This window comes from Corynebacterium sp. KPL4015, from assembly GCF_040225725.1.
In the GTDB taxonomy this organism is placed as follows: Bacteria; Actinomycetota; Actinomycetes; order Mycobacteriales; family Mycobacteriaceae; genus Corynebacterium; species Corynebacterium rhinophilum.
Genome location: NZ_JBEHGF010000014.1, coordinates 24880 through 38359 on the forward strand (window position 1 = coordinate 24880; position 13480 = coordinate 38359).

13 protein-coding genes are annotated in these 13480 nt (G+C 63.6%); 3 read left to right on the forward strand and 10 right to left on the reverse strand.

The window, feature by feature from the left end:
- Positions 1-30: 30 nt before the first annotated feature.
- Complete coding sequence (locus tag ABRP64_RS06720; RefSeq protein ID WP_284771014.1) at positions 31-870, forward strand: NAD(P)-dependent oxidoreductase; 840 nt, start codon at positions 31-33, stop codon at positions 868-870.
- A 115-nt stretch (positions 871-985) separates the two neighbouring features.
- Positions 986-2026, forward strand: a complete 1041-nt coding sequence (locus ABRP64_RS06725) for an HNH endonuclease signature motif containing protein (protein ID WP_284783271.1) — start codon at positions 986-988, stop codon at positions 2024-2026.
- A 362-nt stretch (positions 2027-2388) separates the two neighbouring features.
- Here the strand turns inward: ABRP64_RS06725 and ABRP64_RS06730 are convergent, their stop codons facing one another.
- From ABRP64_RS06730 to ABRP64_RS06770, 9 genes are all read right to left on the reverse strand, one after another.
- Complete coding sequence (locus ABRP64_RS06730; RefSeq protein ID WP_284771013.1) at positions 2389-3771, reverse strand: protoporphyrinogen oxidase; 1383 nt, start codon at positions 3769-3771, stop codon at positions 2389-2391.
- Entirely contained in the window at positions 3772-4806 is a 1035-nt protein-coding gene (gene hemE / locus ABRP64_RS06735) for a uroporphyrinogen decarboxylase (RefSeq protein ID WP_284771012.1), read from the reverse strand.
- Positions 4807-4889: 83 nt separating this feature from the next.
- Positions 4890-5444, reverse strand: a complete 555-nt coding sequence (locus ABRP64_RS06740; RefSeq protein WP_284783265.1) for a tellurium resistance protein TerC — start codon at positions 5442-5444, stop codon at positions 4890-4892.
- Complete coding sequence (locus tag ABRP64_RS06745; protein ID WP_284771010.1) at positions 5441-6301, reverse strand: hypothetical protein; 861 nt, start codon at positions 6299-6301, stop codon at positions 5441-5443. The genes ABRP64_RS06740 and ABRP64_RS06745 overlap by 4 nt, the downstream gene beginning before the upstream one ends.
- Positions 6302-6310: 9 nt before the next feature.
- A complete protein-coding gene (hemB, locus tag ABRP64_RS06750) occupies positions 6311-7294 on the reverse strand; it encodes a porphobilinogen synthase (protein WP_349865908.1) in 984 nt (327 codons plus the stop codon).
- 29 nt (positions 7295-7323) lie between these two features.
- On the reverse strand, positions 7324-9000 hold the full coding sequence (locus ABRP64_RS06755; RefSeq protein ID WP_296089412.1) for a bifunctional uroporphyrinogen-III C-methyltransferase/uroporphyrinogen-III synthase: 1677 nt from the start codon (positions 8998-9000) through the stop codon (positions 7324-7326).
- Positions 9001-9209: 209 nt separating this feature from the next.
- Positions 9210-10097 carry a hydroxymethylbilane synthase gene (hemC, locus tag ABRP64_RS06760; RefSeq protein ID WP_349865911.1) on the reverse strand — a complete coding sequence of 296 codons (888 nt, stop codon included), beginning with the start codon at positions 10095-10097 and terminating at the stop codon, positions 9210-9212.
- The gene (locus ABRP64_RS06765) at positions 10098-11432 is read right to left on the reverse strand and encodes a glutamyl-tRNA reductase (protein WP_349865913.1); all 1335 of its coding nucleotides are present in this window, start codon (positions 11430-11432) and stop codon (positions 10098-10100) included. It lies immediately after the preceding gene.
- A gap of 76 nt (positions 11433-11508) precedes the next feature.
- The gene (locus ABRP64_RS06770) at positions 11509-11748 is read right to left on the reverse strand and encodes a glutaredoxin family protein (protein ID WP_239268840.1); all 240 of its coding nucleotides are present in this window, start codon (positions 11746-11748) and stop codon (positions 11509-11511) included.
- A gap of 97 nt (positions 11749-11845) precedes the next feature.
- On the opposite strand from ABRP64_RS06770, the gene ABRP64_RS06775 reads away from it, so the two are divergent.
- Entirely contained in the window at positions 11846-12883 is a 1038-nt protein-coding gene (locus ABRP64_RS06775; protein ID WP_284785374.1) for an HAD family hydrolase, read from the forward strand.
- Between the two features lie 69 nt (positions 12884-12952).
- Here ABRP64_RS06775 and ABRP64_RS06780 read toward each other — a convergent pair whose 3' ends face one another.
- Positions 12953-13324: a DoxX family protein gene (locus ABRP64_RS06780; RefSeq protein ID WP_284771004.1), complete on the reverse strand. Its 372-nt coding sequence runs from the start codon at positions 13322-13324 to the stop codon at positions 12953-12955.
- Positions 13325-13480: the final 156 nt, after the last annotated feature.

Consider the following 13480-nt stretch of genomic DNA (forward strand, 5'->3'; position numbering starts at 1 on the left):
ATTCCCACTGAGATGGCACACTGGGGAGGTATGAAGATTGCATTTTTAGGAACCGGACGCATGGGCACCGAGCTTGCCCGCCACCTACTATCCGAGCACGAGGTGACGGTGTGGAACCGCACCGCTGAGCGCGCGCAACCGCTCGTGGACGAGGGCGCGGCGCGCGCCGATACCCCTGCCGCGGCCATCGAGGGCGCCGAGGTCATCATCACCTCCCTCTTCGGCCCCGACCAGATCCGCGAGGTGATCATCGAGCCGCAGCTTATCCCCGAGGGCATTACCTGGATCGACACCACCACCGTCTCGCCTGACGATGCCCGCGAGTTCGCCGCCGCCGTCGGCTCCTACGTCCACTCCCCCGTCGTGGGCTCGCTGGGGCCGGCGCGCGAGGGCAACCTGGGCGTTTATGTCGGCACGCCCGACGATGACCGCCGCGAGGTCGCCCTCGGCCTTGCCGAGGCCTGGGCCGGCGAAGAGAAGCTGATTGGGGTGGAAACGGCGGCGACGGCGGCCATCGGCAAGCTGCTGGCCAACCTTGCCCTAGCCGTGACCGCCGAAGGCCTGCTCGAAGCCCTGCAGCTCGGCGAATCCGAGGGGCTCGATTCCGAGGTCATCCTGCAGATGCTCGACATCACCGGCCTGTCGTTCATGTCGAATATGAAAGGCCCATTCATCACCGGCGAACGCAATACCGACCCCGGCGATTTCACCGTCGACGCCCTGGCCAAGGACGCCAAGCTCATGGAGAGCACCTCCGATAAGCCCCTGCCCGCCGTATCCGCTGCCATCGAGCGCTTCGCCGAGATGCAGGACATGGGCCACGGGAATCAGGACTTCTCGTCCATCTTCGTTTTCCGCAATAAGGGCTAGTTATTCACATGTCGCGTCAACGAACCGCGGCCTTTTAGCGCTTTTCGGGCGAGTTATCCACAGGCTGCGCTCGCGCGCCGCGCTTTAGTTGCGCTATCACCTTAGGCTGCGTGGCATGACAGCACTTCAGGCATACCTCGCGGCCCTGGCGCCCGGCATCGACATCGTCGCCGGGTGCACAGGCATGTCCGCCCGCGAGCTGCGCGCGGCCGGTGCGCCGAATCGGACGGCGCGCACGCTGCTCACGCTTGCCGATGCCTTCTTCTCCCCCACCTCCTTTTCCCGGCAACAACGCCGCGCCGTGGCCGCCGCCCGCGAACGCGCCCACGCGCTGCCAACGCTGGAGGTTATCGAGCGCTACGCCACGCGCGCCAAGACCAAGCGCCAGGCGTGGCAGCTGCGGGTGGAGCTCTGCCGCACCGCTGCGGATACCGATGAGATGGAAAAGCTAGCGCGCAAGAAGCTGCGTGAAATCAATCCACCCACCCCACCGCGCCCCGGCGTGCGCATTCGCCGCCGCAAGGACGCGCCGTGGACGCTCGCGATTACCGGGCCATCCTCCCTCATCGCGGACTTAGAGTCCAACCTGGACGAGGATGCGCCTTTAGATTCCGTCGCGGGGCTTTTCTCCGGCGCCGCCGCCCCGCGGCCGACGGTGACGACCAATGCGATCATCACGCTCGACGAGCTCGACCGCATCATCGACGGTGACGGCGAAGAAATCACCATCCAACTCACCAATGGTGCGCGGCTTACCGGCGCCGAATTGGTCGCGCGCACGCTTTCCGAGCGTGGCCTTATCACCCTCGTGCATCCCTTCGAGGGGGCGGTGAACCTCTACCGCACCGAGCGCATGGCCAACGAGAAGCAGCGGCTCATGGCCGCCGCCGAAAATCCTGTCTGCCCGTGGCCGCGGTGCAATTATCCCGCGGATAAGTGCCAAATCCACCACCTAGAAGCCTGGCAGCACGGCGGCGATACCAATATGGCCAACCTTGCGGCCTGCTGCCCGTACCACAACGGCGTCAACGACGATGACCCGAATGCCCCACCGCGCCGCGGTCACCTCGCCCGCAGACGCGGGCGGGTGGTGTGGCAACCGCCCTGGGCCGACACCGTGCCCGATGCCGTGCCCGGCCCCAGCGCCGAATCCTAGCGCCCAGGCCCCAACCGGCATTCCCGGCCGAGGGGTCAGGCCCTCGCACATGCCAATTATCTGCGCGCATGTCAGGTTTCCGCACGCGCGTGCATTGGCCACAAGCGCCTGGTCAGGCAGCAGTAACCCTGCTGCCTGTTTAGGCATGCCCAAATCCGCCTCGCTGCTTATTCCGAACCGCATCACGGTTCAGCCGCGCCATCGCCGGTGATGCTTAACTACCGCCAGCACCAACCACCAACTTCGCTAGCTGCAACCGGCGCTGGCTCCCAGTGGAGTCAACTACAGCCGGGGTTAGTTTCAACCACCACGGACTGCAAGTGGTGCCAATGGCAAGCAAACGTTAATTGCAGCCGCGCGAGCTAGCTGCTAGCGATGCGGGCGGCGGCAGCGCGTGCATCCGCGATGACCGCAGGCACGCCCACGCCGCCGGCCCAGGCACCGGTGACGTCGACGCCTGGGGATTGAGACAAGGCATCGCGCACGGCCGCCACAGTGTCGAGGTGGGTGGCATCAAAGCGCGGCAGGCCGCCGAACCAACGCTGGGTGAAGATTTCGGCGACGCCAGCAGCGCGGCCGTCGAAGCCGGTCAGGTGCTGCAGGTCATCGAGGGCGTAGTCCACGAGGTCGTCTTCTTCGGCGCGGACGATGGCGTCGTCGCCGAACCGGCCGAACGAGGCACGCACCAGCGCCCCGCCGCGCTCTGCCAGGTGCGGCCATTTGCGCGATGACAGCGTGAATGCCTTTGCGTGCACGTCATCTTGGTCGGTGGCGACGAGGATGCCGGAGTTTTGTGGCAACGCGGTACCGGAGGGATCGGTGTCGGAGTCGAATTTGAGGCCCACGACTGCCGATGCCGCCAGCTTCACCCCCTTCAACCGCGTTGCCGCATCCGGAGCCACCTTGGGCAGCAGGCGCGCGGCGGTCGGTGCCGGGGTAGCTACCAGCACGCGGTCGAAGGGCGCAGTATCGCCCGGCGCGCCGGCCAGGCGGAACTTATCGCCCTCGCGCGTGATGCCAGAAATGAACGTGTCAACGAAAATCTTGGCGCGGGATTTTTCGGCCAGGGTCTCATAGAGTTCGGCGTAGCCGCCGCGGAAGGTCTGGAAAACAGGCCCGCCGGCGCTGGGGTTCTCTGCACGGGATTCCTCGAGGGAGCGCACGGCCGCAGAGAGGGTGACGGGGCCGGAGGCGGCGAGGGTATCGAGGGCATCGGCAAGCGTGGGGATGGTGGCGCGCAGGCCCAGGTCATCGGCGGTGCATGAGTACACCCCGCCCAGCAGCGAGGAAACAACGCGGTCCACCAGGTCGCCGCCGTATTGTTGACGCACCAACTCACCGACCGAGACGTCGCCGCCCACGGTCCACGCGAAGGGCTGCTCGTTATCGATGCGCCGCACCGTGTCCTCCGAAACTAGGTGTGCGACCGGCTCGGAATGCGACGGAATGCCCATCACCCCGCCCTGCGGCAGGGCCTTGAGCTCCCCGCTGTAGACCAGCGAGCGCAAACCTGACGGGTCAACTAAACTGCCGCCCAAGCCGAGGGCGTGGAAGAAGTCCACGGCATCGCGCCGACGGGCGAGGAATGCCTCGGCACCCATGTCGGTGGGGCCGTCATTAAACGGCACGGAATACAGCTTCCCACCGATGCGCCCGGCGGCCTCGAAAACCTCGACGTCGTGATCGCGCAGTTCGTAGGCGGCGGTAAGGCCGGCGAGGCCGGCACCGATGATGGCAATACGCATTTAGCCCTCCTCGTGAATGATGGATACGGCGCGGGTGATGGCCTCCGCGTCGGTAGTGGGCAGCACCCCGTGCCCAAGGTTCCAAATGTGGGTGTCGATATCGCCGCGCTGCTGGGCGCGCTCGACCTCGCCGCGGATGGTGCGCACGGCTTGGCGCACGGCATCGTCGCCGGCGAAAAGCAGCGCTGGGTCGAGGTTGCCCTGCAGCACGCGGGAGCTCACGCGCTGGGCGGCGGCGTCCATGGCCACGCGGTAGTCCACGCCCATGACCTCGGAGCCGGCTTCGGACATCGCCGGCAGCAGCTCGCCGGTGCCCACGCCGAAGTGGATGCGCGGAATATCGACGCTGGCCAGGATTTCCTGCGAATATGGCAGCACGAACTCGCGGTAGTCGCGCTCGTTGAGGTAGCCGGCCCAGGAATCGAAAAGCTGCATGGCGTCAATGCCGGCATCGACCTGCACCCGCAGGAAGTTAATGATGGTGGGCACGAGCCGGCGCATGAGCATGTGCCACGTTTCGGGCTCGGCGTGCATGAGCGCCTTGGTGCGCTCGTGGTTCTTGGATGGCCCGCCCTCGATAAGGTAGCTGGCCAGGGTAAATGGCGCGCCGACGAATCCGATGAGCGCTTGGGTCTCGGTCAACTCGCCGAGGATTCCCGCAATGCCTTGGGCAACTTCGGGCACGTCGGTATCAAGAATAGGCAGCTTGCCGATGTCCCCCTTCTCCCTCACCGCCTTCTCCATCACCGGCCCGCGGCCGGGCACGATGTCGACGTTGACGCCGGCTGCCTTGAGCGGGACCACGATATCGGAAAAGAGGATGGCCGCGTCCACGTCATGGCGGCGCACCGGCTGGAGGGTGATTTCTGCGAGGAGTTCCGGCATGAAGCAAGAGTCCAGCATGCCGATGCCCTCGCGGGCGGCGCGGTACTCCGGCAGTGAGCGACCAGCTTGACGCATCAACCATACTGGCGGACGGGAGGGGGTGCGGCCGAGCGCGGCATCGATAATGGGGGCGCGGTTAAGTCGAGACATACTCCTCATTATGAATCAAAAGTTGGAGCAGGGGCTAATTAGCCGCGCCGCGGGTCTTGCGTTCCCTGTGCGCAAGCCAGGCGTCAGTCGCTCCCGTGGAGGCTGCGGTGGGCAATGAACCGGTTGGACTGGGGCCGGAAGAGCAGGACCACCGCGATAAGCAGCGTCACGGCGATCAGTAGCAGGCCGAGACCACCGATACCAAGCGCCAAAGCTGCGATATTGAAAAAGAGGGCAATCGCAATGACGACTGAAATAATGCGGCGCGCCCACTTCGATCCATTGGCGAGTTGCGCGGAAAAGAGCGCCAGAATGATTGCGCCGATGATATTAAATACCGAGACGAATAAGCGGTTCGACCGCACGTACTCGGCGATGCCCGAATCCGAGGGCTCCATCTGCTCGCCGCCCCCGCCGAAGATACCGACCATGCCGCTAACCAGCATGATGACGGCTGCAACAACGAGCACCCAATACGCCCACTGGAGAGGGCGCGGCCACACGGACAGGTCTTGTTCCTGGGTGATGTTTTGTACGGGGCGGTTATAGTCGCGGGGGCCTGGGCGTTGATTCTTATCCGCAGCATCGTCACTTTGACCGTCATCGCGCCGGCCGTGGCCGGGGAACATACTGGTCATCGGTTGTCCTTGTGGTCATCGCCAAGCGATTGCTGGGAGGAAGTTTCCTTACCCCGATCCTTGGCACCCTTCTCCTTGGCTTCCTGCTTTTCGCGCTTCTCACGCTCTTTATCCCGGCGCGCCTGCTCGAGTTCCTTTTCCAGCTCGCGCATTTGCGCGAGTTCGCCAGTGTAGTCGAGGGTGTCGGGCTTAATGGAAAAAATGAGCCCCAATACGGCGGCGACGCCGACCAAGATTTGTACCATGCCGTCAGCGGCAAAGAGCCAGTCGGGGACGTCAGCACCCGTGGGCGTGACCATGAAAGTCAGCAGGATGCGGAAACCGAAGTAAATGGAAAAGGCGAACCAGATGCGGCGCGAAGTGCCCGCGCGTTTTGATGGCCCCGCCAGCGACTTCAGCAAAAAGAGCAGCAGCACCAGCACGCCGATGGCAATGGCAGCCGATAGCGCCACCGACCCATAGGCGGCCATTTCAATTAAGGAGTCCGAAACTTCTTCGCCGTCTTCGCCACCCGAGGTGCTTTCGACCATCTGCTTGGCCTGTGCCATGAGCACATCGTGGTTGAGCAGGGTCAGCACCACGTTGAGGATCTGGTGGACGGTCTCCCCGGCGACGACGCCCAGCCAAAGCCACAGCATGTAGACCACGGTCTCGGGGCGCTTGGAACCGCCCTGCGAGCCCTTGCCGCGCTGGTCACGCGGGTCACCGGGCTGCGGCGACCGAGGCTGCAGCTTAGGCCGCGATTCTCGTTGAGGCTCTCGCTGCTTATCGCGCTGTGGCCCAGGATTGCCGGCCTGTGGCGACTCGGGCTGCGGCGACTCAGGGCGCGGCGACGGACGAGGAGAAGGCTGTGTCACAAGAATCCTTTACTTGAGCAGGCGTGCGGCTTCGGTGGCGAAGTACGTCAGGATCTGGTCGGCACCGGCGCGCTTGAAGGCGGTGAGCGATTCGAGCATGATGGCCTCGCCATTGACCCAGCCGTTGGCGGCACCGGCCTTGATCATCGCGTACTCGCCGGAGACCTGGTACACGGCGACGGGTACCGAAGAGGTCTCCGCGATTGCGGACAAGACATCCAAATACGGCAGGCCCGGCTTGACCATGACGAAGTCGGCACCTTCCTCGATATCGAGCTCGGCCTCCAAAAGGGATTCGCGGAAGTTGCGCGGGTCCTGCTGGTAGGTGCGGCGGTCGCCCTCGAGGGAGGAGCCGACGGCTTCGCGGAAGGGGCCGAAGAAGGCGGAGGCGTACTTCGCGGAGTAGGCCATGATGGATACGTCATCGCGCCCGGCTTCATCGAGATCAGCGCGGATGGCGGCAACCTGGCCGTCCATCATGCCCGACGGCGAAATGATCTGCGCGCCGGCTTCAGCCTGGGAGCGGGCCATTTTTTGGTAGAGCTGAACGGATTCATCGTTAAGCACGCGGCCCTGGTCATCGAGGACGCCGCAGTGTCCGTGCGAGGTGAACTCGTCGAGGCAGGTATCGGCCATGATGATGAGGTCATCGCCAAATTCCTCCCGCAGGGCGGCAATGCCGCGGTTCAAAATGCCGTCGGGGTTCCAGGCCACGGAGCCGGTGGCGTCCTTGTCCTTTTCCAGCGGAACGCCGAAGAGGTCCACGCAGGTAACGCCGGCCTCGAGGGCTTCTTCGGTCGCGCGGCGCAGCGAGTCAAAGGTGTGCTGGTACACGCCGGGCATGGAGGAAATCTCATTCGGCTCATCGAGGCCGTCTGCGATAAACATCGGCAGAATCAGATCCGATGGGTGCAGCGTGGTTTCGGCCACGAGGTTGCGCATCTGCGGCGTGGAGCGCAGGCGGCGGGGGCGGCGGGCAGGAAATGAGCTCATTGGGTACTCCTTAGAGCGAGACTAAAAACTTACGCCTTCTCGACCTTAGTAGTCTTCTTGCGCGCGCGACGCTTCTTGCGGGGCGCGGGCAGGTTACCGGCGGCGCGGAGGGCGGCGACGTGGCTAGCGAGGGCATCGACAAGCGCGGGCACGTCCGCAACATCTGGCACGACATCGACGCGCAGGCCCAGCTCTTCTGCTGCTGCGCTTGCCGATGGCCCGATGCACGCGATGATCGTCCGCTGGTGCGGCTTGCCGGCGATGCCCACCAGGTTGCGCACGGTGGAACCGGATGTAAAGGCCACGGCGTCGAAGCCACCAGTCTTGATCATGTCGCGGATTTCTGCCGAGGGCGGGGCGGCGCGCACGGTGCGGTAGGCCACGACGTCATCGACGTCCCACTGGAGGGCCTGGAGGCCATCGACAAGCGTATCGGCGGCGATATCGGTACGCGGCAGGAGCACGCGGCTCACGGCATCGATGTCTTCGACGTAATTGGGAAAGACCTCGAGCAGGCCCTCGGCGTTTTGCTTCTTCTTATGCGGCAAAAGCTCCGGCACCATGCCCTTGGCGCGGATAGCATCGGCGGTCTTGGTGCCCACGGCGGCAAGGTGCACGCCGGCAAAATCGCGCGCGTCCAGGCCGAGCTGGGAAATCTTATCCCACACGGCGGTCACGGCGTTGACGGAGGTAAAGACGATCCACTTGTAGCGGCCCTCGACGATGCCCTTGATGGCGCGGTCCATCTGCGCCGGATTTCGCGGCGGCTCGATGGAAATCGTCGGCACGTTCTGCGGGATGGCGCCGTAGCCGGCCAGGCGCGCGGACATCGGCCCGGCCTGTTCCTTGGTGCGCGGAACTAGCACGCGCCAGCCGTAGAGCGGGCGGTTTTCCCACCACGAGTACTTGGTGCGGTCATCGATGCTGCGGCCGAGCGTGACCACCAGCGGGCCGGACAGGTCCGCGTCCAGCTTGGCGATGGTCCCCAGCGTCGTCTCGTACGTGCGCTGCAGACGCGTGGTGCCGTGGACGGTCACGAAGGCCTCGGTTTCTGCCGGCATGCCGCGCTGCTGCAGCTCAGTGGAAATCTCCGCCAAATCTTCCTTGGTGGCCTGCAAGACGATGGGCTGGGTGGCATTGGCGAGCGCGTCCCAGTCGGCGCCATCGGTGACATCGGCCTCCGTGTACGTCGATCCGAGCGCCAGCCCGGCAAAGGACGGCACGGTCGAGGGCAGGGACATGCCCGGCACGACCTGGAATTCCAGGCCTGCGGAGGCCACGGCGTTGATTTCGGCCTTGATGGATTCGCGGTTGAGCGGGTTACCGGTTACGAGGCGGATGACGTCCTCGCCATCGGCCTCGGCAAGGCACTCGCGCAGCTGGCTTACGATGTCCTCGCCCGGTGCGTAGAGCACCGCGGCGGTCGGTGCCGGTGGGCGGGGCGGCTTGCGGCGCGCGCCCTTGGCCTTGGCATCGGCGCACATCTGCGCGTATTCCTCTTCCGCGGCATCCAGCAGCTCTTGCGGGACGGGCAGCGCGGTGGCGACAGCATCGCGCACGCCCTGCATGACCTGCGGATCGGTCACGGCGATAGCGTTATTGGCCAGAACTTCGCGGGCGCGGACGGTCAGCAGGTCTGGGTTTCCCGGACCAGCGCCCACGAAGACGATCTTGCCCAACTGGGTGTCTGACACAGCATTGCTCATAAAGTTCTTTTCTAGATCTGGGCCCGCGGCACCGCACACGGACATGATCGCCTGCAGTGTTTCTCCCCGCGCCGTCGGTGGGTATCAAGGTCATAACGGCCAAAATCCCAGGCGCTACGTCCTGGGATGCCCTTAAAGGGGGCCGGGTATCATTGCAAAAAATGATCTATGGTATCTACACCTTAAATTATTAGCGCTTAAAGTAGAAATTACTGACCCAGCAGGTCGGCCGCGCCTTGGGTGAAAAGCTCATCAGAGACCCGCGCGCCCAACTCCGCAGCTTCCGCCGCGGCGCCAGAGGCGGTGGCGGTCAATTGGCGGGAACCATCCAGCGCAAAGACGCCGCCGCGCACCGTTAATTGATCGCCGTTCCAGCGGGACGTAGCGGCCACGGGCGCGGTGCAGCCGGCCTCGAGGCGGGCGAGAACGGCGCGCTCGGCAAGGGCAGCGGAGGTGGCTTGAACATCGACAACAGCGTCAAGCGCCGCGGCCGCCTCAGTGCCGGCGACGGCCTCGATGGCGAGCGCACCCTGGGCAGGAGCGGGCATGAATAATTCTGGGTCAAAGATATCGCTCGCCCGGTCCTCGTAGCCGCCGCGCAGCAAGCCAGCATAGGCCAACACCACGGCATCGAGCTCGCCATCGGTCACCTTGGACATGCGGGTATCGATATTGCCGCGCAGCGGGCGGATCTCCAGGTCCGGGCGCAGGGCGGCCAGCTGGGAGATGCGGCGCGGCGCCGAGGTTCCCACCCGCGCGCCCTCCGGCAGCTGCATCAGGCTCATCCCGTCACGGGCGACCAGCACCTCGCGGCTGTCCTGGCGCTGCGGGATGACCAAACGGAAGCGATCATCCTCGGCTGTGGGCAGGTCCTTGAAAGAGTGCACGGCGATATCGCATTCGCCGCTGTACAGCGCCTCGCGCAGCGCCTGGGTGAATACGCCCACGCCGATGCGCTCGACCGGGGCCATATTGGTATCGCCGGCGGTGGTGACGATGTGAAGTTCGGAATCGAATCCGGCATCGATAAGCCAATCGCGGACGTGTCCTGCCTGGGTGGTGGCAAGCTTGGAGCCACGGGTACCAATCTGGAACATTTACGCCTCCTTATTCAGCGTGGGCAATTCATTGACGGCCACGGCAACGCCGGAGCCTTCCAGCTGCAGGCCAAAGAGTTCCTGCAGGGCATTTTCGCTGCTAAAACTGCTATCCGATGCCGCCAGCTTCTTCGCCCGCACCGTCGGTTCATGCAGCAGCTTGTCGGCGACGCGTTTGAGGGCACCTTGGACATCGGCAAGCTGCTTGCCCTCTAGCTCCGGGTGCTTTTGCTGCAGGCGAGCCGCCTCGCACTCCACGAGATCCGCCGCGCGGCGGTGCAGGGCGCTAACGGCAGGTGCCACATCGCGCACGCGTTGGGCAGAGGTATAGGCGGCAAGCTCCTCGTCCACGATGGTGCGGGCCTGCTCGTGCGGGTCCGTGCCCGCCGCGACATCAGTCGCTGCCGCCGACAGGGACTTGCTGAGGCGCTCGATATTCACCAGGTCCACGTCATCGATTTCAGTTGCCGCGTCATCGATATCGCGCGGGAGGGAGAGGTCAATGAGCATCAGCAGGTGCGCGGGCGGAATGTCGGACGCGGTAATGGTAAAGCCTTCGGCGCCGGTGGCGGAGATGGCGAGGTCGACATCGGCAAGCGCGGCGGCGCGATCCTCAAAATCCACCACGCGGGTGTGGACCCCGGCCTCCTCAGCGTGGCCGGCAAGGCGCTCGGCGCGCTCGCGAGTCCGGTTGGCAATCACCAGCTCGCCGATGCCCAGCCTGCCGGCGTGGGTAGCCGCAAGCGAGGCCATCGCCCCGGCGCCGAGCACGAGCGCGGACTTGCCCTGCAGATCCTCCACATTCAGGCGCTGCAGCGCCTGGTCAAAGGCGAAAGTCACCATCGAGACGCCGGCCTTATCGATCTCCGTTTCCGAGTGCACGCGCTTGCCGGCACGCAGCGCGGACTGCGCCAAGGCGTGGATACGCGGGCCAACCGTGCCCTGCTCGGAGGCGGACTGGTAGGCAGAACGCACCTGACCGATGATCTGTTGCTCGCCCACCACCATCGAATCCAGGCCGGAGGTAACGGACATGAGGTGTTCCGCGGCGGCATCGGCATAGCGCACGTAAAGGTAATTGCGCAGCTCTTCCTCATCGACGTGGGAGACTTCCTGCAGCACCCGGATGACGTCCTGCACGCCGGTGTGGAAGGAATTGGTCACCGTATAGACCTCGAGGCGGTTACACGTGGAAATGATCATCGCCTCAGTAAGGGACTCGGTGTCAACCAACCGCCCGCAAGCGGAATGCTGCACCACATCGTCCATACTCAATTTTTCCAGCAACGCCACGGGTGCCGATTGGTGGGACATTCCCACAACGAGCACGCTCATGCTCCACACTCCTCAACCTTTTGATTGACCGCAATGGTTCCAAAGACTACCCCGCGTGGGCGCGGAACCCGAATCGTCAGCGCAGCTCCGCAGCCAACTCTTCGTTATCGACTTCCCAGCAGGCGAATTCTTCTCCGTCTATCACTACAACGGGAACGCGGTCACCGAATTCCATCTCGAGCTCGCGGCTATCTTCCACGTTGCGCACTTCCAGCTGGGCACCGGCCTCCTGGATAACGGGGGTAATCTGCTCTTTTACCCGTTTACAGGAACCGCAGGTGGGGCGCACCATGAGCTCGACTAGATGCTGGGACATAGGGGCGGGATTCTCCTCATAAGGACGCCGACGGTGGAAACGTTTACTATGGACATATTAGTCCACCCCGCGTTTGCGAAAGCTGTTTATTCCACTCGTGTCCGCTATACCTCCCCCCGGATTCCCCGAATCTCCCCGCGACTTTTTGGCCAATTGGACGGCCTCGCGCGGCAATCTGCGCAACTTCTTAGAAAACCAAGCGCTGGCCCCCTTGGGCGAAAAAGAACAGCGCGCCGCAGGTGAGGCGGCCGCTGCCGCCGCTTTAGAAGAGTTCGGGCTAGAGCTCGAGGACTTCGCCTCCGGCATAGCCTCCGTCTCCGGCTCTTATGACGCCGCAGGCTCCCAGCGCATCACGGACCAGGATCCGGACGTCCCCGTCGATGTCGGCGCCGCCGCCTTTTTCGACGTAGACAATACCCTCGTTCAGGGTTCCTCCTTGGTGGAATTCGGCTTTGGGCTCGCCCGCCGGCGCTATATCCGCATCTCTGAGATACTTCCGGTTGCTTGGAAGCAACTAAAATTCCGCCTCTCTGGCGCGGAGAATGCAAAAGACGTTGCCGAAGGCCGCGCGCAGGCCTTGGAGTTTGTCAAAGGCCGCAGCGTAGACGAGCTCATTGAGCTCTGCGAGGATATTGTCGAAGCCTCACTCGCCCGCCGCGCATATCCCGGCACCACGCAGCTCGCTGAGATGCACCTAGCCGCCGGCCAACAGGTGTGGCTCGTTACCGCTACCCCAGTCCAGCTCGCCCAGGTCTTGGCGCGCCGCTTTGGCTTTACCGGCGCTCTCGGCACCGTCGCAGAGGTAGAAGACGGCAAGTTCACCGGCCGCTTGGTGGGCGATATCCTCCACGGCCCAGGCAAGAAGCACGCCGTGGCCGCCCTCGCTACCATCGAGGGCCTAGATTTAGACCGGTGTACCGCCTACTCCGACTCCGCCAATGACATGCCCATGCTCACCATGGTGGGCACCCCCGTAGCCATCAACCCGGACCGCAAGCTGCGCAACATTGCAGAGAAGCGCGGCTGGATCGTCCGCGACTACCGCTCCATCCGCCGCGCTATTCGCACCTATGGCCTTCCAGCGCTTGTCACGGCCGCCTTTTCCTATGGCGGCTGGCGCTATTTCCGGAAGTAGAAATACAGCCAGCACTGCCGACTCTAAACGGTCGCTCAGCAAATTACTATCTTAAGCCCGTCGGTGTGGCTATTGCTCCCCCATCGCCGCAAAGTTCAACACGAGCACAACCGCACTAAGAATCGTCATCCCGAGGCAATTTACCCAAAACTCCTTACCCACGAAATTCGCCTTGATATGAGCGATAATGGCGAAAATAAAGTAAGCAAGTACGCCGACGGAGACAGTGGTTGTAATCGACGGATTATTCAAAACTGCTCCGACGATCAAGCCAAGCGCAGCGAGTGCCTTAATTCCGATAAGCGCCCACCACCAATCTTGCGGAAAATTGACTCCGCTAAGGCAGCGACTAATGAACTTGGGCGGCTTCACAGAAAGCACGGCATCGCCGATCAAAACGATGGCTAATAAATACGTACCGAATACAGATAAGGACCCCACTCAGGAACCTCCCTTGAAACAGATGCTAAACACATGAAGCATCGCATGACCCAGCTTTTCTGGGTTGAATTGATTCTACAGCTCAAAACAATCGACCATATGTGGAGAGGTGCAGCGGAGGCACGACCGGAAATCCAAGCTCGGCGTTAAAACCAG

Excerpts from the sequence above, each read along its gene's own strand:
- ABRP64_RS06720 (WP_284771014.1), top strand. The coding sequence starts at position 31 with ATGAAGATTGCATTTTTAGGAACCGGACGCATGGGCACCGAGCTTGCC.
- ABRP64_RS06725 (WP_284783271.1), top strand. The coding sequence starts at position 986 with ATGACAGCACTTCAGGCATACCTCGCGGCCCTGGCGCCCGGCATCGAC.
- ABRP64_RS06730 (WP_284771013.1), bottom strand. The coding sequence starts at position 3,771 with ATGCGTATTGCCATCATCGGTGCCGGCCTCGCCGGCCTTACCGCCGCC.
- hemE (WP_284771012.1), bottom strand. The coding sequence starts at position 4,806 with ATGTCTCGACTTAACCGCGCCCCCATTATCGATGCCGCGCTCGGCCGC.
- ABRP64_RS06740 (WP_284783265.1), bottom strand. The coding sequence starts at position 5,444 with ATGACCAGTATGTTCCCCGGCCACGGCCGGCGCGATGACGGTCAAAGT.
- hemB (WP_349865908.1), bottom strand. The coding sequence starts at position 7,294 with ATGAGCTCATTTCCTGCCCGCCGCCCCCGCCGCCTGCGCTCCACGCCG.
- ABRP64_RS06755 (WP_296089412.1), bottom strand. The coding sequence starts at position 9,000 with ATGAGCAATGCTGTGTCAGACACCCAGTTGGGCAAGATCGTCTTCGTG.
- hemC (WP_349865911.1), bottom strand. The coding sequence starts at position 10,097 with ATGTTCCAGATTGGTACCCGTGGCTCCAAGCTTGCCACCACCCAGGCA.
- ABRP64_RS06765 (WP_349865913.1), bottom strand. The coding sequence starts at position 11,432 with ATGAGCGTGCTCGTTGTGGGAATGTCCCACCAATCGGCACCCGTGGCG.
- ABRP64_RS06770 (WP_239268840.1), bottom strand. The coding sequence starts at position 11,748 with ATGTCCCAGCATCTAGTCGAGCTCATGGTGCGCCCCACCTGCGGTTCC.